The 18,175-nt window shown below is 38.2% G+C and carries 24 protein-coding genes; 23 read left to right on the forward strand and 1 reads right to left on the reverse strand.

The features are described 5' to 3' along the window. Positions 1–214 precede the first annotated feature (214 nt). Positions 215–1,105 (forward strand): patatin-like phospholipase family protein, encoded by an 891-nt coding sequence (locus tag T323_RS0120165; RefSeq protein ID WP_026674896.1) that lies wholly within the window; start codon positions 215–217, stop codon positions 1,103–1,105. A gap of 12 nt (positions 1,106–1,117) precedes the next feature. Here T323_RS0120165 and T323_RS0120170 read toward each other — a convergent pair whose 3' ends face one another. Next, positions 1,118–1,471, reverse strand: a complete 354-nt coding sequence (locus tag T323_RS0120170) for an SA1362 family protein (RefSeq protein WP_026674897.1) — start codon at positions 1,469–1,471, stop codon at positions 1,118–1,120. 248 nt (positions 1,472–1,719) lie between these two features. Here T323_RS0120170 and T323_RS0120175 point away from each other — a divergent pair, with 248 nt between their 5' ends. The 22 genes from T323_RS0120175 (at position 1,720) to T323_RS0120280 (ending at position 17,454) form a co-directional block, all read left to right on the forward strand. Further along, positions 1,720–2,214: a YqhR family membrane protein gene (locus T323_RS0120175; RefSeq protein ID WP_026674898.1), complete on the forward strand. Its 495-nt coding sequence runs from the start codon at positions 1,720–1,722 to the stop codon at positions 2,212–2,214. A gap of 84 nt (positions 2,215–2,298) precedes the next feature. Then, complete coding sequence (gene aroQ, locus T323_RS0120180; RefSeq protein WP_026674899.1) at positions 2,299–2,751, forward strand: type II 3-dehydroquinate dehydratase; 453 nt, start codon at positions 2,299–2,301, stop codon at positions 2,749–2,751. Next, complete coding sequence (locus tag T323_RS0120185; RefSeq protein WP_026674900.1) at positions 2,738–3,805, forward strand: M24 family metallopeptidase; 1,068 nt, start codon at positions 2,738–2,740, stop codon at positions 3,803–3,805. Before aroQ ends, T323_RS0120185 begins: the two co-directional genes overlap by 14 nt. Before the next feature lie 63 nt (positions 3,806–3,868). After that, positions 3,869–4,426 carry an elongation factor P gene (gene efp, locus T323_RS0120190; RefSeq protein ID WP_026674901.1) on the forward strand — a complete coding sequence of 186 codons (558 nt, stop codon included), beginning with the start codon at positions 3,869–3,871 and terminating at the stop codon, positions 4,424–4,426. A 487-nt stretch (positions 4,427–4,913) separates the two neighbouring features. Further along, entirely contained in the window at positions 4,914–5,195 is a 282-nt protein-coding gene (locus tag T323_RS0120195; protein ID WP_026674902.1) for a YqhV family protein, read from the forward strand. 79 nt (positions 5,196–5,274) lie between these two features. Further along, positions 5,275–6,204, forward strand: a complete 930-nt coding sequence (gene spoIIIAA / locus T323_RS0120200; protein WP_026674903.1) for a stage III sporulation protein AA — start codon at positions 5,275–5,277, stop codon at positions 6,202–6,204. Beyond that, on the forward strand, positions 6,201–6,713 hold the full coding sequence (gene spoIIIAB / locus T323_RS0120205; RefSeq protein WP_026674904.1) for a stage III sporulation protein SpoIIIAB: 513 nt from the start codon (positions 6,201–6,203) through the stop codon (positions 6,711–6,713). Before spoIIIAA ends, spoIIIAB begins: the two co-directional genes overlap by 4 nt. A gap of 44 nt (positions 6,714–6,757) precedes the next feature. After that, on the forward strand, positions 6,758–6,964 hold the full coding sequence (spoIIIAC, locus tag T323_RS0120210) for a stage III sporulation protein AC (RefSeq protein ID WP_026674905.1): 207 nt from the start codon (positions 6,758–6,760) through the stop codon (positions 6,962–6,964). Between the two features lie 12 nt (positions 6,965–6,976). Further along, entirely contained in the window at positions 6,977–7,372 is a 396-nt protein-coding gene (gene spoIIIAD, locus T323_RS0120215) for a stage III sporulation protein AD (protein WP_026674906.1), read from the forward strand. 28 nt (positions 7,373–7,400) lie between these two features. Next, positions 7,401–8,573, forward strand: coding sequence for a stage III sporulation protein AE (spoIIIAE, locus tag T323_RS0120220; protein ID WP_026674907.1), 1,173 nt, complete (start codon positions 7,401–7,403; stop codon positions 8,571–8,573). A 16-nt stretch (positions 8,574–8,589) separates the two neighbouring features. Next, the gene (gene spoIIIAF / locus T323_RS0120225; RefSeq protein WP_026674908.1) at positions 8,590–9,234 is read left to right on the forward strand and encodes a stage III sporulation protein AF; all 645 of its coding nucleotides are present in this window, start codon (positions 8,590–8,592) and stop codon (positions 9,232–9,234) included. A gap of 1 nt (position 9,235) precedes the next feature. Beyond that, complete coding sequence (gene spoIIIAG, locus T323_RS0120230; RefSeq protein ID WP_026674909.1) at positions 9,236–9,895, forward strand: stage III sporulation protein AG; 660 nt, start codon at positions 9,236–9,238, stop codon at positions 9,893–9,895. Between the two features lie 6 nt (positions 9,896–9,901). Further along, the gene (locus tag T323_RS0120235) at positions 9,902–10,501 is read left to right on the forward strand and encodes a SpoIIIAH-like family protein (protein WP_026674910.1); all 600 of its coding nucleotides are present in this window, start codon (positions 9,902–9,904) and stop codon (positions 10,499–10,501) included. A 205-nt stretch (positions 10,502–10,706) separates the two neighbouring features. Continuing rightward, positions 10,707–11,069 (forward strand): hypothetical protein, encoded by a 363-nt coding sequence (locus tag T323_RS0120240; protein ID WP_026674911.1) that lies wholly within the window; start codon positions 10,707–10,709, stop codon positions 11,067–11,069. Between the two features lie 84 nt (positions 11,070–11,153). Further along, positions 11,154–11,654, forward strand: coding sequence for an acetyl-CoA carboxylase biotin carboxyl carrier protein (accB, locus tag T323_RS0120245; RefSeq protein ID WP_026674912.1), 501 nt, complete (start codon positions 11,154–11,156; stop codon positions 11,652–11,654). Between the two features lie 11 nt (positions 11,655–11,665). Next, positions 11,666–13,024, forward strand: coding sequence for an acetyl-CoA carboxylase biotin carboxylase subunit (gene accC, locus T323_RS0120250; RefSeq protein ID WP_026674913.1), 1,359 nt, complete (start codon positions 11,666–11,668; stop codon positions 13,022–13,024). A 62-nt stretch (positions 13,025–13,086) separates the two neighbouring features. Then, the gene (locus T323_RS0120255) at positions 13,087–13,494 is read left to right on the forward strand and encodes an Asp23/Gls24 family envelope stress response protein (RefSeq protein WP_026674914.1); all 408 of its coding nucleotides are present in this window, start codon (positions 13,087–13,089) and stop codon (positions 13,492–13,494) included. 183 nt (positions 13,495–13,677) lie between these two features. Beyond that, positions 13,678–14,067, forward strand: coding sequence for a transcription antitermination factor NusB (nusB, locus tag T323_RS0120260; RefSeq protein WP_026674915.1), 390 nt, complete (start codon positions 13,678–13,680; stop codon positions 14,065–14,067). A 30-nt stretch (positions 14,068–14,097) separates the two neighbouring features. Then, positions 14,098–14,946: a bifunctional methylenetetrahydrofolate dehydrogenase/methenyltetrahydrofolate cyclohydrolase FolD gene (gene folD, locus T323_RS0120265; protein ID WP_026674916.1), complete on the forward strand. Its 849-nt coding sequence runs from the start codon at positions 14,098–14,100 to the stop codon at positions 14,944–14,946. 12 nt (positions 14,947–14,958) lie between these two features. Continuing rightward, positions 14,959–16,329 carry an exodeoxyribonuclease VII large subunit gene (gene xseA / locus T323_RS0120270; RefSeq protein WP_026674917.1) on the forward strand — a complete coding sequence of 457 codons (1,371 nt, stop codon included), beginning with the start codon at positions 14,959–14,961 and terminating at the stop codon, positions 16,327–16,329. Beyond that, positions 16,322–16,564, forward strand: a complete 243-nt coding sequence (gene xseB, locus T323_RS0120275) for an exodeoxyribonuclease VII small subunit (protein WP_026674918.1) — start codon at positions 16,322–16,324, stop codon at positions 16,562–16,564. Before xseA ends, xseB begins: the two co-directional genes overlap by 8 nt. Next, the gene (locus T323_RS0120280) at positions 16,561–17,454 is read left to right on the forward strand and encodes a polyprenyl synthetase family protein (protein ID WP_026674919.1); all 894 of its coding nucleotides are present in this window, start codon (positions 16,561–16,563) and stop codon (positions 17,452–17,454) included. Before xseB ends, T323_RS0120280 begins: the two co-directional genes overlap by 4 nt. Positions 17,455–18,175: the final 721 nt, after the last annotated feature.

Here is an 18,175-nt window from a genome sequence, read left to right on the forward strand (position 1 = left end):
AAAGAATACAAACTGATATCATATTGTAATGGATGGAACTTTTTTGAATAGTGAAACCTGTCTATTTCCCGCTTTTTTTGTTAGGGATAAAGTTACTACTTTTAATTAATAGAATAGATGAGTTGGTTAAAGACATTAAACGCTCCCTGCAAAATTAATTTGTTAGGCACAATCCCTTATTTCATTCATACAATTGAGTTAGGGGGGTGTTTCAATGTTAATTGATGGTGTGTTTGCAGGTGGAGGGGTAAAATCTTTTGCTTTTATCGGCGCACTTCAAGTATTAGAGGAGAGGAATTATTCCTTTGAACGAGTGGCAGGAACTAGTGCTGGATCGATTGTAGCTTCCTTTGTTAAAGCCGGTTATACAAGTGAGGAAATATATAATCTCATTAATGAATTGGATGCACAGTCCCTGATGGATTACCGAAAAACATGGATCCCGAATAAATTTATGAGATGGTTCTTATTGTATTATAAATTAGGTTTATATAAAGGTGAACATTTAGAAAAATGGGTGAAAGAAAAATTAGCTGATAAAGGAATATCGACCTTTGGAGATTTACCAGAGGGATGCTTGAAAATTGTTGTGTCGGATATTACACGAGGGCGGATTGTCGTAATACCTGATGATTTGCCTCAATATGGTTTAATTCCTGAAAAATTTCCGATAGCGAAAGCCGTTCGGATGAGTAGCAGTATTCCTTATTTCTTTGAACCTGCGAAACTATGGGACCGGCAAGGGAAAAAGTCATATATCGTTGATGGTGGAGTGTTAAGTAATTTTCCGATTTGGTTATTTATGGATCCTCAAACATTACGTTCGCGCCGTCCTGTCATTGGTTTTCGGTTAACCCCAAAACTCGAAGATATTCCGAATCGAAAAATCTCCAATGCGTTAGAAATGTTCCATTCTCTATTTGAAACGATGAGAAAAGCACATGATATTCGTTATATTATTAAAGAGCATGCCCAAAACATCGTTTTTATCCCGATTGACGATGTGAAAGCAACCGATTTTGATTTATCTGATGAAATGAAACAGCAGCTTGTTCAGTTAGGGAAGATGAAAACGGAATTGTTTTTAAAAAAATGGCAGTATTAAAAAGAATCGAGCTTAAAAAAGCGCTCGATTCTTTTTTTTATTTTTCTTTCCTTCTATTACTTTAAAATTATGTTCGGTTTTCCGCTTCTGTAAAGGTTTGCTTCGTTTTATTGCACTCGGGTTTTTACTCCGGTGTGGTACGATATTGCTTGCTTTTTTAATTGGACGGTGAGAGCTTTGTTTTGGCATTCCATATTGTTTTGCAAGAAAGCGCTTATAAAGAAAGAACAAGACAAACGCAATCGCAGAAAAAATAAGCACTTGAGTGATTATTCGCATTGGATCAGTTATGAGAGTGTACATGAACCCAAAGATAGCTAACCCGATTAAAAGCAAAACAAGCGGATTGATTCGAAGACGCGACATACAACTCACCTCCAATTAAAATCTTTTAATGTGAAAATCTAGTAGCGTTTTATAAAGAAAACTATATTTATTATTCGATAAGGAAGTCGCAAAATCCTTTTGATTCAAATCTCATTTTATTTCTATACTTTTCCCTTGTTTCTTTTAGATTACACGTATGGATTAAAAAAATGAATAAATTTTTTAAAAGAAACATCAATAACGAATAAAATAGCGGGACATACTACGTTATGGAGGTGTAATCAAACATGGCAAATAGACAACTTGAACAAAACCGTAGAGAAGAACCAATGACATTTAATGCAAAAGTAGCAACGATTGGATTTTGTGGAGGGATTTTTTGGAGTCTTATCGGGTATCTTGCATTCTTTTTTAATTTTATGAGAGTAGGGCCGGCGTTAGTACTGATGCCTTGGGCGTTAGGAGATTGGAAAAATGGGTATATTGGACAAATTGTAGGTATTTTTGTGATTGGCTTATTATCCATTCTTGTGGCATTTATTTACATGGTGTTGTTAAAAAAATTTAATAATATTTGGGCAGGACTCGCATACGGCTTGGTATTATGGGGACTTGTGTTTTATTTGTTAAACCCTGTTTTTCATGGATTAAAACCATTAAATCAATTAGATATCAATACGATTATTACATCGATTTGTTTATATATATTATATGGGGTGTTCATTGGTTACTCGATTTCATATGAATATGAAGAATTAAACCAAGCTCAACACCGTACATAGTGATTTTTCTGAACTCCTTTCATAGTAAAAATGAAACAGCTATGGTAAAATGACCGTATGATCCAATAGGTTAGGGAGAGTGCGATGAAAAAATTACTTGTTGTGAATGGACCGAATTTAAATCGTTTAGGATTGCGGGAACCAGAGGTATATGGACGGGTCACTTTGGCAGAATTAGAACAGTCGATTGTCGATTTTGGGAAAGTACATGAGTTTGAAATCACTTGTCGACAATCAAATCATGAAGGAGACATTATTGACTGGATTCATAAAGCACAAGATGAAAATGTAACCGGTATTATCTTAAATCCGGGTGCCTTCACTCATTATAGTTATGCGATTCGTGATGCGATTGCAAGTGTCAATGTTCCTGTTATTGAAGTCCATATTTCAAATGTTCACCAACGAGAAGAATTCCGTCATACATCTGTAACGGCACCTGTCACAACAGGACAAATTGTTGGATTTGGATTATCTGGTTATACATTAGCTGTATTGGCGTTTAAGGAAAGGGGAATGCAAGATGAGTCGAATTGAGCGTTTGCGTGAGTTGTTTAAAGAACATGAGGTTGATGGCATTTTAATTGCTAGTCCTTATAACCGAAGATATATTGCGAATTTTACAGGGACGGCTGGGGCTGTTGTTATTTCAGAAAAAGAAGCGAAATTTATTACAGATTTTCGTTATACTGACCAAGCAAAGGAACAAGCGGTTGGATTTGAAGTAGTACAACATTCAGGTGCGATTTACACAGAAATTGCAAAACAAGTAGCAGATATGGGCATAAAAAAATTAGGATTTGAGCAAGAACATGTTACATACCAATCCTATGATATTTATAAGAAAAACATTACGTGTGAACTTGTCCCTGTCACAGGATTAGTTGAAGAGTTGCGCTTAATTAAAGATGCATCAGAAATTCAAATAATGACTGAAGCTGCTCAAATTGCGGATGCTGCTTTTGACCATATTATATCCTTTATTCGTGCAGGGATGTCGGAGCTTGATGTTTCCAATGAGCTTGAATTTTTTATGAGAAAGCAAGGGGCAGCGTCATCTTCATTTGATATTATTGTCGCTTCAGGTATTCGGTCGGCGTTTCCGCATGGTGTTGCATCCGATAAGATTATTCAAAAAGGTGAATTAGTCACTCTTGATTTTGGTGCTTATTATAAAGGGTACTGTTCTGATATAACACGTACATTAGCGATTGGCCAAGTGAGTGACGAGCTAGTTAATATTTATAACACCGTGAAAGAAGCGCAACAACGTGGAATGGACCAAATTAAGCCTGGATTGACAGGAAAACAAGCCGATGCAATAACGCGTGATTATATTACAGAACAAGGATATGGTGAGTTTTTCGGTCATTCAACAGGACATGGATTAGGAATGGAAGTCCACGAAGCACCAGGCTTATCAGTGAAATCGGACATTGTGTTACGACCAGGCATGGTTGTTACAGTTGAACCAGGTATTTATATTTCAGGTGTCGGCGGTACTCGTATTGAAGATGATACTTTAATTACTGAAGATGGAAATCAGTCGTTTACAAAGTCAACAAAAGAATTATTATTTGTCGGTGAATAATTAAAAAACATGTGGTATAGTTTAAATTGAAAGACGTAGTACATACAGATGGAGGAACTATTTATGATTTCGGTTAATGATTTTAAAACTGGTTTAACGATTGAAGTTGACGGAGGTATTTGGCAAGTAATGGAATTTCAACACGTAAAGCCAGGTAAAGGAGCGGCATTTGTTCGTTCTAAACTTCGCAATCTTCGTACAGGATCTGTTCAAGAAAAAACATTCCGCGCAGGTGAAAAGGTAGCGAAAGCACATATCGAAAACCGTCGCATGCAATATTTATATGCTAGTGGTGATGTGCATACATTTATGGACAACGAGTCATATGAGCAAATTGAGCTGACCTCTTCTCAAATTGAGTATGAATTAAAGTTCTTAAAAGAAAATATGGATGTTCAAATTATGCAGTATCAAGGGGAAATGTTAGGAATTGAAGTTCCTAACACGGTTGAACTTGAAGTAACAGAAACGGAACCAGGCATTAAAGGTGATACAGCAAGCGGAGGAACAAAACCTGCCACATTAGAAACAGGCTTAACCGTACAAGTGCCGTTCTTTGTGAACCAAGGTGATGTTCTTATCATTGATACTCGAAATGCAGCTTATGTTTCTAGAGCCTAATATTTGAATGTATGATAAAAGAGTTGGAAATCCAAAGGATTTTCAGCTCTTTTTTTGTTGTTTATGCTAATTAAGCGGCCATGAAAACCGTTATCTGTGAACATTATTAGCGTTTTGGAACGTTGGTGGACACAGGAGCAGTTAATCATAATATATCGCTAGGAATAGAGTTACTTTTGCGTGAATAAGCGCTCCTGTGGCCGTTAAAAAACGGAAAGCCGTATCATGTTCACAAATAACGGCTACTCTGACCGCAAAAATGAGAAATTAAAAGCAAGTGAGCGGTTTACGCTTTTTTTATTGGGTGTTTGGATCACCGTTCTTACGGCTTATTTCCTTTAAAAACAGCATAATAATTCGATACGATCGCTTCTTAGTTCAAAAACGGCAATGGCCGTTTTTTCTTTTTTTCGAAGCTAGTTCTTGTTCTTAATCTAAAGCTGACAACATAGGTTGTACAAAGAGAACATTGTAGAGGGTGGAAAAGATGAAATCGATATTTTCAGGATTAGAAGCTGCAGTGTTAGGGATGGTTGTTATCCGGGTCATTTCCGGATTAATTGAATTATCCGCAGCAGCACTTATGTTTCGGTTTAATAGTGTAGAAAAAGCGGTGGCAATTAATGCATTGCTAGCCGTTGTTGGCCCTGTCGTCTTAATCTCAACGATGGCGATTGGACTTGTTGGAATGGCGGATAAGCTTTCTGTTGGGAAGTTGCTCTTAATTGGGGCTGGTGTCGCACTTATCTTAATCGGTTTGCGTAAGTAAATCGTCATATTCTTGTCCATCTCGCATACATTTTAGATAGAAGTGTTACGTGAAAGACGACAATGGGGGAGAGCCATAAATGGAAGAAGTATATGTCGTATTACCTGAATCACTTCGTTCAGTGATTAGTCAATTTCCTTTTTCGTTACATGAGCAAATCGAAGAAATCCGAGTTCGAATTCATCGACCGTTAGAAATTATTGCTGCAGGTAAACCATATTATCCTGAACGAAATGGCAAAAGTTATATTGTCACTCGAGAAGATGCAAAGCATTTGTTAAATCAATTAAGCCAATATTCCTTGTATGCGTTCGAAGAAGAATTAAAACAAGGGTATATTACGATTCGTGGCGGTCACCGTGTCGGACTAGCAGGTAAAGTCATTGTTGAAAATGGACAGGTTAAAGCGTTGAAAGAAATAAGCTCCTATAATATCCGGATTGCCAAACAAAAGATAGGTGTAGCGCAAAGGCTTATCCCACATATTTATGATGGAGGCTGGTTAAACACATTGTTAATTGGCCCACCTCAAACCGGAAAAACAACAATGCTACGGGATATTGCCAGAGTGATAAGTTACGGGTCAAAAAAAGCGAATATTCCACCAAGTAAAGTGGGGATTGTCGATGAGCGGTCTGAAATTGCAGCGTGCGTACATGGCATCCCTCAACATGACTTAGGCAGTCGCGTTGATGTGTTAGATGGATGTCCGAAAGCAGATGGCATGATGATGCTCATTCGTTCGATGAGTCCGGATGTTTTAATTGTTGATGAAATTGGGAGGAAAGAAGATGCTGTTGCTATCCATGAAGCGATAAATGCTGGCGTCCAGCTTGTTACTACGATACATGGATTTGATATGGAAGATATTGAACATCGCCCCATCGTTAAGGAATTGCTTGAAATGAAAGTATTTGACAGATGCATTGAATTAGCGAAAGGTGAAAGAGCTGGAACGATAAAGAGAATAAGAAATAGCGGGAAGAAAGATGTGGTGAGGGTCATTTGAAACTATTAGGGGCTATCATCATATTGCTCGGTTCGACATGGGTAGGATTTGAATTTGCCAAACGTCTTAGCGAACGACCAAGACAACTTCGCCACCTAAAAGTGGCGTTACAATCACTAGAAGCGGAGATTATGTATGGGATGACCCCGTTAGCAGAGGCAAGTGCGAACTTAGCCAAACAATTACCGAAACCAATGAGGTATTTATTCGAACGCTTTTCTTTTCATTTGCTCAATCAGGAAGAAAGTGTGGCGAAAGCTTGGGAGGAAAGTCTAGTTGAAACATGGCATCTCACCTCTTTAGTTCAATCAGAATTTGAAATTATGAAACAATTCGGTTTCACACTTGGCCAGCATGATAGAGCCAATCAACAAAAGCAAATACGCTTAACATTAGCCCATCTCGAACGTGAAGAAGGGGATGCATTAGAAAAGCAAAGACGTTATGAAAAAATGATTAAAAGCCTTGGGTTTTTATCAGGTCTACTCATTATTATTTTAATGCTGTAAGTCCAATGAAACGGATAAATGATGGACAAGAGGAGGAGAGATGAGTGGCTTATGATGTAAATACAATCTTTCAAATTGCTGGAATCGGCATTGTGGTGGCCATGATTCATACAGTTCTAAAGCAAATGGGCAAAGAAGATTGGGCACATTGGGTTACCCTCATTGGGTTTGTTGTCGTATTATATATGGTTGCTTCAATTGTCGATGACTTATTCCAAAAAATTAAAGGCGTTTTCCTCCTTCAAGGATAATGCCGGGGGGTGATGACCATTGAAATCATTCAAATTGTAGGGTTAGGACTAGTAACCACGTTCCTAGCCCTCGTAGTAAAAGAACAAAAACCCATTTTCGCCTTTTTATTAACAGTCTTTGTCGGTGTACTTATATTTTTATTTTTAATTGATGAAATTTCAAGAGTTTTACAGATGTTAGAACAAATTGCGGTGACAGCCAATATTAATATGGTGTATTTACAAACGATTTTAAAAATTATTGGTATTGCCTATATTTCAGAATTTGGAGCCCAAATTGCCAAAGATGCTGGACAAGCAGCGATTGCATCAAAAATTGAATTAGCCGGAAAAGTGCTCATTATGGTCATGGCGATCCCGATTTTAACAGCCATAATTGAAATGCTCATCTCGTTAATTCCAAATTAGTGTACAAGCTTTAAAAGGGGGTGAATGGATGCGAGTCGTTTTTCTAACATTAGCAATCTTTTTATCGATTCTTCCAATAACGGTTGTTGCAGAAACAGTAGACAAGCCTCCTGACCAAGGCTTTGTCGAGCAACAACTTGACCAACTTGGGTTGGATGAGATTGGTAAGTATTGGGATGAAATTGCGAATGAATACGGTGGGTTTTTGCCGGAAAGTCAAAAAGGGTCGTTAATGGATTTTCTTCGTGGCGAGAAAAACTTCTCTATTAAAGAGTGGTTCATTGGGTTTTTGCGATTTTTACTGCACGAGTTACTAGTCAACGGAAAATTGTTAGGTATGCTCATCTTGTTAACGGTTTTCTCAATGATTTTACAAACATTGCAAAATGCATTTGAGCAACATTCGATCGGAAAAGTCGCCTATGCAATTACGTACATGGTGCTCATTATATTAGCGCTAAATAGTTTTCATGTTGCAATTACGTACGCTGTAGAAGCGATAGATAATATGATTCATTTTATGATTGCCTTAATCCCGTTATTGTTAGCGTTAATGGCGTCCATCGGTAGTATTACGTCCGTCGCGTTTTTTCACCCTCTCATCGTGTTTTTAGTCAATACAAGCGGACTATTAATTCAAAATTTTGTAATGCCATTATTGTTTTTATCAGCATTGCTTAGCATTGTTAGTACACTCACTTCTCATTATAAAGTGACAAAGCTGGCCAATTTTTTAAGAAATATAAGCATCGGTGCTTTAGGTCTTTTTTTAACGGTGTTTCTAGGCGTGATTTCCGTACAAGGGGCGACAAGTGCTGCTGCTGATGGAATTACGATTCGAACAGCCAAATTTGTAGCTGGAAACTTTGTCCCAGTTGTCGGGAGAATGTTTACCGATGCTGCGGATACGGTCATGAGTGCAAGTGTGTTATTAAAAAATACAGTAGGAATTGCAGGGTTAGCGATTCTCATCTTGTTATGTGCCTTTCCTGCTATAAAAGTATTATCCCTTGCTTTAATTTTTAACATCGCAGCCGCTATTTTACAACCGCTTGGTGGCGGACCAATTATAGATTGTTTAACGATTATTGGAAAATCGGTAATGTATATTTTTGCCGCGCTCGCTACAGTGTGTTTAATGTTTTTCCTTGCGGTCACGATTGTCATCGCAGCGGGAAATGTGTCACTTATGATGAGGTAAAGGAGGGGGATGGTTCATGGGTGTTTTAACCGATTGGCTAACAAATATCATTCTTCTTATTTTGCTGGCAACGATTATCGAGTTGTTATTACCGAATTCCAGCATGCAACGATATGTCAAGATGGTCGTCGGATTATTGTTGCTAGTTGTACTGCTAAACCCTGTTCTATCAATCTTTTCAAAGGATATAGGTGAGTTTTTACCTATATTAGAGGACAACCATACTTCAAACTTATCATTAGAAAATTCTATAGAATCAAAGAAAATAGAAATAGAAATGGGACAACGTGCATATATTTTTGAAGAGGTGGCTGTCCAACTGGAAAGACAAGTGGAAGAGGAGTTGATTGAAAGGTTTGATGTAGAGATGAAGGAACTTAAACTTTCTGTGAAGGAAATCCCTGTTCATGCTGATAGGCCAGAAGAAGCAATTGAAGAAGTGAAGGTTCATTTAATAAAACAAGACCATTTAAAAGAAGTAGAGCAACAAAACGAATTAGTTGAAGCTGTTCCTGTTGTTTCTATTAATGTTGATGAACAACCGGAAACAAAAGAAGTTGGCGAGAACCTCGATATAACATCAATTGTTTCTTTTTTATCAGAAGAATGGGACATTCCAAAAGACATGATTTCTGTAACATGGGAAGGGGGCGAGCAGTAGCATGGACTCTGGCGAAAAGGATAAGCAATGGTTGAAGAAACTGTTTGAGAAGGGGGCAGGCAAAAACGGGAAACAGAGAATGCACTATGTTGTCATGATTCTATGTGTTGGTGTAGCTCTAATGATATTAGGAAATTTCTTTTCTAGTGATGAGACATCTCCTACAAGTCAACCTGTTTTTAATTCAGACCAATCTTCCACAGACGATCAACCAGTGTTCGGGCAAAGTGACAGTCCAGAACCAAATTCGATGAAAGATTATGAGATTCGCTATGAGAATCAACTTAAAGAAGTACTTGATGAAGTAGTTGGTGTTTCAGACGTTTCAATCATGATTAACTTAGCTGAAACGGAAAGAAATGTATATGAACGAAATACAAATACGAAAGAACAAGTGACTGATGAAACGGACCGTGAAGGTGGCAAACGGAAAGTGGAGGACACAACAAGAGATGAGCAAGTCGTTATCGTCCGTAATGGGGATAGGGAGGAAGCCATTCTTGTGAAACAGGAAAAGCCAGAAATTAGAGGGGTTCTTGTTGTAGCCAAAGGAGTAGAAAACGCTCAAGTGAAAACATGGGTAGTAGAAGCGGTTAGTAGGGTACTAGATGTCCCTTCCCATCGTGTTTCTGTTCTACCGAAAAAAACAAAGGAGGAATAAGAAAAAATGGTATTAAAAAGACAAACGGTATGGTTGTTAACAATGTTAAGTTTAATTATTGTGTTATCTGCTTATTATATGACGTCTCCAGGAGAATCACTTGATTATGCATATATGGATGAGGAAAACGCGCAAGAAGATAATGTTGATGTAACGGTTAATGTAGACGAAGAGATGGAATTGGACATGGACATGGAGGTTGTTTATGAGGATGCTGCTGAAGGGGATGAAGAAGCAGGGATGATTTCAGCGATTTCAAGTGATGAAACCTTTACCTCTCTTCGATTAGACCGTCAAGTATCAAGAGATAAATTACTAGAAAGTTATACAAATGTAATGACATCTGGGGCTTCCGCTGAAGCTATTGCAGAAGCGGTTGATAAACAAGAAGCTTTGTTATCGATGCAACAACAAGAAGAAATGTTAGAAACGTTAGTTCGTACAAAAGGCTATGAAGACGTACTAGTCATTACAAAAGACGATAGAGTGAATGTGATTGTAAAAGCAGATGAGCTTTCTCGTGAAGAAGCAGTTGAGATTTTAGCTTTAGCTAGAGAACAATTGGGTGACAAGCACGTTCTTGTGAAACACCAAGCTTCTAAATAAACGTGGCCATGTTAGGTCAAACGTAAGGCCCCAAAGTCTTTAGACTATTGGGGTCATTTCATTCTGAACGTTCACTTTCCTTCTGTAAGATAAACATGTTTTTGGATAAATTATGAATCCTGATTTGTAACATGCTATACTATACAAAGTGATTACGAGTAATCGTATGAAAAATGTTTACTAAGAAAGGGAGAGTAATGTAACTATGGAATGGAATGATTTAACTGAAGGAGCAAAAGCAGTACTTGAACAAACACGAAACTTAAAAAATGACAATATTCAAATTGTTGAGTTTGAAGTTGGATTTAAGCAGGAGTTTGAAACAGAAAGTGGAAGTGTATATACAGTCTCTATTCAAGAGGAAGATTATGATAGCTTAAAACGCTTTACAAAAGAAAATGAGTACGGTGAAAAATACCACATGGCCCGAAATAAAAACATTGTAAAAATTATATTGTTGGAAAACGGAAAGATTCCAGATAATTTATCCGAGTTTCCTGTGTTTCGCCAATATAAATTAGACGCAATTGTAAAAGAAGAAGAACAGGTAATAGAGGGTGAAGAATAAAAACCCTCTAAAATAGAGGGTTTTTTATTATTTTTGATATGGTATAATAGGTTGGTACTAAGAGGGAAGTTAGGAGGAAAAATAATGTTAAAAATACAAGAAATCCGTGAGTTAATTAAACTCATAGACAAATCGAACATTGATGAATTTAAGTACGAGCAGTCAGGGTCAAAGATTACATTAAAGAAATATTCTGCACTTCCTCAACAAGCAGGTGGACAACCTAGTCAACCATATGTCGTTCAAGAGACGGTGCAACCGGCTCCTCAGCAACAGCAGCAGGTTGAGGCAACACCAAAAGAAAACACAGTAACAGAAAGTTCAGCACAAGAAGTAGATTCGTCATTACATAAAATTGTTTCTCCGATGGTCGGTACATTTTACGTGGCTCCAGCACCAGACGCTGATCCGTATGTAAAAGTAGGAGATAAAGTAAGTGGAGAAACCGTTGTCTGTATTGTGGAAGCAATGAAGCTCATGAATGAAATTGAGGCTGAAGTGAAAGGGCAAGTTGTCGAAGTCCTTGCTGAAAATGGTCAGCTTGTTGAATATGGTCAACCACTATTTTTAGTTAAGCCGGAATAGGAGCGTTGTTCATGATAAAAAAACTACTCATAGCAAACCGAGGAGAAATTGCGGTACGAATTATCCGTGCTTGTAAAGAGCTTGGAGTTGAGACCGTTGCGGTATATTCTGAGGCAGATAAAGACTCTTTGCATGTCAGAATGGCCGACGAAGCGTATTGTATCGGACCAACATTATCTTCGAAAAGTTATTTAAATTTTACGAACATAATGAGCGTTGCTACGTTAACAGAAGTTGATGCGATTCATCCCGGATACGGATTTTTAGCAGAAAATGCAGACTTTGCTGAAATATGTGCAGCTTGTAATATTACATTTGTTGGACCAAGTCCTGAAGCAATAAATAAAATGGGGACAAAAGATGTTGCAAGAGACACAATGGAATCAGCAGGAGTCCCTATTGTCCCGGGTTCAGACGGTATCATACCGACTGTTGAAGATGGATTAAAGGTAGCAGAAGGAATTGGCTATCCTGTTATTATTAAAGCGACTGCTGGTGGCGGCGGAAAAGGTATCCGTGTTGCTCGTACACCAGAAGAATTGAAAAAAGGAATTTCAATTACGCAACAAGAAGCAGCGACGGCATTTGGGAATCCTGGTGTTTACATTGAAAAGTATATTGAAGATTTCCGTCATGTTGAAATTCAAGTCATGGCAGATAATTATGGCAACGCTATTCATTTAGGTGAACGAGATTGTAGTATACAACGCCGATTGCAAAAATTAGTTGAGGAAACACCATCTCCAGCGATTACTCCAGAAAAACGAGCTGAAATGGGTGAAGCTGCGGTTGCTGCAGCAAAAGCGGTTAACTATTCAGGTGCGGGAACGGTTGAGTTTATTTTTGACCATAATACTGGTGACTTTTACTTTATGGAAATGAATACGAGAATTCAAGTAGAACATCCAGTTACTGAAATGGTTACAGGGATTGACTTAATTAAAGAGCAAATTAAAGTGGCCTCAGGGCAAAAACTTTCAGTTACACAAGATGAGGTTACCTTTAACGGCTGGTCGATTGAATGCCGCATTAATGCTGAAAACCCAGAGAAAAATTTTATGCCATCCCCAGGATTAATTAAAACTTATCTTCCTCCAGGAGGATTAGGTGTACGTGTTGATTCTGCAGCATACCAAGGGTATATGATTTCACCTTTTTATGATTCAATGATTGCAAAAGTCATCACGTATGGCGCCACTCGTGAAGAAGCGATTTCAAGAATGAAACGGGCATTAACTGAATTTGAAATTGAAGGCATTGATACGACGATTCCGTTTCATCTGAAACTATTAAATCATGAAGTGTTTGTATCAGGGGATTTTAATACGAAATTTTTAGAAACCTATGACTTAACAACAAAAGCAGAGTAAGAAAAGCCTTTGTATGATATACTCGTCATATAGGCTCCAAAATAAAATGGAGGTGTCGTATTATGAGCGAAAATCATATTCTTGAAATGGATGATGAAAAAAACGAACTTGGTAAGGTTGAAATTTCTCCAGAAGTCATTGAAGTAATCTCAGGGATTGCAACTTCTGAAGTTGAAGGGGTTGCAACGATGCGTGGAAACTTTGCTACAGGCGTTGCTGAACGACTTGGCCGCAAAAACCATGGAAAAGGTGTCAAAGTTGACCTTGGAGAAAGTGGAATTACTGTCGATGTAACTGTGACGATTACGTATGGGGTATCCATTCCAGATGTAGCGAAAAAGATTCAATCCAACATTAAACAAGCACTTTTAACAATGACAGCCATTGATTTAGAAGCGGTAAATGTTCATGTTGTTGGAATCCAGTTTGAACAAACGAGTGAAGCACCGTTAGAAGAAACGGGGATTTAATCGTAATACGGTTAAAACTGAATGGATTTGGAAATGCTAATTCCTAGAGAAGACACAGCCAAAGGACACCTTTGGCTGTTTTTCGATCAATTTCGCACTTTCAACTGTATTCATTTCAATAGTTATGCTATTATCGTACATAGAAAAAGAAGACAAAGGTACCAACAAAAGGAGTAAAAGCCAATGAACAGAAGATTAGCGAGACTACGTGCAGTCCAAGCCTTGTTTCAAATTGATTTAACAGGCTCACAATGGCAAGAGGCAATTGAGAGCACGCTCGATGAAAATGAAGAAACGAGTCCTTTTTTAGAAAATCTTGTTCAAGGAACACTAGAACATAAACCTGAAATTGACTCGATCTTAAAAAAGAATATTGAAAATTGGTCATTGGAACGAGTCGGGAACGTAGACCGTGCGATTTTACGTATGGCCATTTATGAAATTTTACACATTGAGGACATTCCTAAAAATGTAACATTTAATGAAGCTATCGAGTTAGGAAAAGCATTCGGGGGAGAAGAATCTGGACGCTTTATTAACGGGGTACTTTCAAACGTTGTAGAGCAAATATAAAAAAAGAAATGGGATAGGAGTGTGAAAATGATGACAGCAGAAGTCATTAGTGGGAAAGAATTAGCTATACAAAAGAGAGAAGAGATGAAACAAGAAGTAATGAAGTTAAAGCAGGGGGGAATAACACCTGGATTAGCTGTTATTTTGATTGGAAACGACCCAGCTTCAAGGTCATATGTTAAAGCGAAACAAAAAGCATGTGAAGACATTGGAGTTCATTCTGTTCTTATTGAAATGGAAGATTCTATTTCTGAGCAACAATTATTAAATCAAATTTATGATTTAAATGAAGATAAGGCAATTCATGGTATTTTAGTTCAATTGCCGTTACCTAACCATATTCAAGAACAGGCGGTCATTGAAGCGATTGTTCCAGAAAAAGATGTCGATGGATTCCATCCGATTAACATTGGTAAAATGATGATTGGGGAAGAAACATTTTTACCTTGTACTCCTTTAGGTATTGTTGAAATGATTAAATCAAAAGGGATTGAAATAGCGGGAAAACACGTGGTCGTTATTGGACGTAGTAATATCGTCGGAAAGCCAGTAGGACAACTTTTATTAAATGAACATGCAACTGTCACCTATTGTCATTCTCGAACAACTAATATGAAGTCAATTACACAACAGGCGGATATCCTCGTTGTCGCAGTTGGAAAAGCGAACTTTATTGGAGCTGATTACATAAAAAAAGGTGCTGTTGTCATTGATGTTGGGGTGAACCGTCTTGAGACAGGAAAGTTATGTGGAGACGTAAAATACGAGGAAACAAAAGAAGTCGCGTCTTTTATTACACCTGTTCCTGGTGGAGTAGGACCAATGACGATTACGATGCTTCTTCATAATACGATTGAAGCGGCAAAACGTTATGCATAATAAGGTGTTTTTATGAAACAAGAACAATTTTTAACAGTTACAGAAGTAACGAGGTATATAAAGAAAACATTTGATTTAGACGATGTTCTTCAAGATGTTTGGATTCGCGGGGAACTTTCAAATTTTAAATTACATAGTCGTGGACATATGTATTTTACGGTTAAAGATTCAGGGTCAAGAATGCAAGCAGTCATGTTTGCTGGGAATAATCGCTCACTTACATTTAAACCAGAAGACGGTATGAAAGTGTTAATTCGTGGCAATGTTTCTGTATATGAACCATATGGACAATATCAGTTGTATGCTCGTGAGATGCAACCAGATGGAATCGGAAATTTATATTTGGCATATGAGCAATTAAAACAAAAGCTTGAAGCGGAAGGGTTGTTCCATCCTGAACATAAAAAGCCCTTACCACGTTTTGTCCAACATATTGCCATTGTCACATCACCAACGGGAGCAGCAATTAAAGATATGATTACGACGATTAAACGCCGTTACCCGATTGCTAAAGTTACGTTACTTCCGGTGTTAGTTCAAGGTGAGGGGGCAGCACCATCGATTGCACGCGCGATTGAACAAGCAAATCAAGCTAATTTATTTGATATTGTTATTGTTGGTCGTGGCGGAGGGTCTATTGAAGAATTATGGGCCTTTAATGAAGAGCTTGTTGCTAGAGCGATCTTCTCATCTGTTTTGCCAGTTATTTCGGCAGTTGGACATGAAACGGATTTTACGATTGCTGATTTTGTAGCTGATGTAAGAGCAGCTACGCCAACAGCGGCAGCTGAACTCGCAGTTCCACATATAGAAGAATTAATACAGAGAGTCGAAGGATTACAACAACGAATGCTCCGTGCGACTAAGGACCGTTTAGGGAATGAACGACAACGTTTGTCGCGCTTACAGAAGTCCTATGCTTTCCGATATCCTGAACAACTAATCAAGCAAAAGGAACAGCAACTTGACCGGACAATTGAAAAGTTGGAAAAAGAGTTTTTACGTATGATTAAACAAAAGCAAGATACAGTAGAAAAATTAACGAATGCTGTTGAACGAAATCATCCGGCCCGCTTGATAGCGGAAGCAAAAAAACAACATGAACACATGAGGCAAACATTAATTCGTTTATTGAAAGAAAAAACAACCAAATCCGAAAATCAATTTCAGCAGCAACTTGCAAAGCTACAAGTCTTAAGTCCACTGGCGATGATGGATCGAGGATATAATTTGGCTTATGGTGAGAATAAACAGTTAATAAAATCGACTCGTCATGTTTCAAAAGGGGATAAACTCACGATTCGAGTAAAAGATGGCCATATTTATAGCGTTGTTGAAGATATAGAAACAAAAGAAGTAACAGGAGGAAATGAAAATGAGTAAGCCAGAAACTGAAATCACGTTCGAACTTGCACTTGAACAACTTGAAGAGGTGGTCGATAAGTTAGAGCAAGGGGATGTACCATTAGAGGAAGCTATTGCCATGTTTCAAGAGGGAATGAAACTATCGAAAGTATGCCATGACAAGCTGTCAGCTGTAGAAAAACAAATGGAACAAATTTTACATGCAGACGGTCAAGTGGAAGTCACGAGCTTTCAGGAGGATCATAAAGAGTGAGAAACGAAAGACTACAACAATTTCTAGCGATACATAAACAAAAGATTGATGAGGCTCTCCCACAGCACATTCAGAAGCTTCAAGCACCAGAAAGTTTAAAGGAAGCGATGGTTTATTCTTTGCAAGCTGGTGGGAAGCGTGTCCGTCCGATATTATTATTAGCGACTCTACATGGTTTTAACCAAAAAGAAGAACTTGGGATTGATGTCGCATGTGCGATCGAAATGATCCACACGTATTCTTTAATTCATGATGATTTACCGGCGATGGATGATGATGATATGCGTCGTGGGAAACCAACAAATCATAAAGTGTTTGGTGAAGCATTAGCCATCTTAGCTGGCGATGCCCTCCTTACGTATAGTTTTCAATTAATAGCAGGTTTGAAACATCCAAGCATCACATCTGAAATGAAAGTGAAGCTAATGGAACTATTAGCGAAAGCAGCTGGACCAGAAGGAATGGTAGGTGGACAAGTTTCAGATTTAGATGGTGAAGGGAAAACGTTACAACTGGATGATCTGGAATATATCCACCACCATAAAACAGGGGATTTACTTGCTTATTCGGTTGTAGCTGGTGCCATTTTAGCGAACGCTGAGCAAGCAGAGGTGGACAATCTTCATGCTTTTGCAAAAGAATTAGGTCTTGTTTTCCAAATTAAAGATGATATTCTTGATGTTGAAGGTGATGAACAGACGATTGGAAAGCCGATTGGGAGTGACGAGGATAATAATAAAGTGACGTATCCGAGCCTTTTAACAATGGACGGGGCAAAAGCAAAATTAAATGAGCATACTTCACGAGCAAAAGAATATTTATATAAAGTAAAGATGGAAAATTCTTTGTTAGAAGCGATTACAGAGTATATCGCTGAGCGTGACCATTAACTAATTCTCATCTCTTCCATACATTTTCATTGAGGATGTACGAAGCAGGTGTTATAATAACTTGTAAAACTGAGTGGTGCAGTATTCTAGTCAGTTCTCTATACTTGAGGGCGGGCCTAAAAATCCGCCGAAGGGCACATCGATGAAGCTCCTTGTGTCGGCTTGAGGCGCCCAGCCTTGGGTCGGCGCTGGGTGTTAAGGTATTCGGGCGATCCACAACGGCATGTGGGCGTTGACCCTAATACCGCGGAGGCCTTTCTTTTTCATGCTACACATTAAGGTGTAAAGTGGAAAGAAGGGTATGAACCTGCGACAGTAGCTTTGGGAAGCATACTAGCAGCGTAGCCTGCCTTGAGTGGAGTTAGAGGGGATTATGGAAATTGGGGATATTTTAGTTGTCGGCCAACAACGAATATTCTTTGCCATATGAAATCTGCTCTGCAAAAGAGGATAAAAGTATAGCAAGGGCTGTTGAGGAAAACTCCTAGACTGTTCATAAGACATATAAAGGGGATTGAAGTGTGGACTAAGTGGTAATCCAGTCTAGCGTTTGGTGACAGCGCTAAGATAGGTTTAAAGGGAAACCGTCAGATCGGCGACGATTTGGTACTTATTTGGGAAATCCTACTGGACCTAAGCCACAGCTTTTACTCTTTATATGACCACTCAGTCCGTACATACTCTTAAACGTTTACAATTGGTTGTAAATAGTTTAATAATA

It is taken from the genome of Alkalihalobacillus bogoriensis ATCC BAA-922, assembly GCF_000621445.1.
Classification (GTDB): Bacteria; Bacillota; Bacilli; order Bacillales; family Bacillaceae_F; genus Bacillus_AO; species Bacillus_AO bogoriense.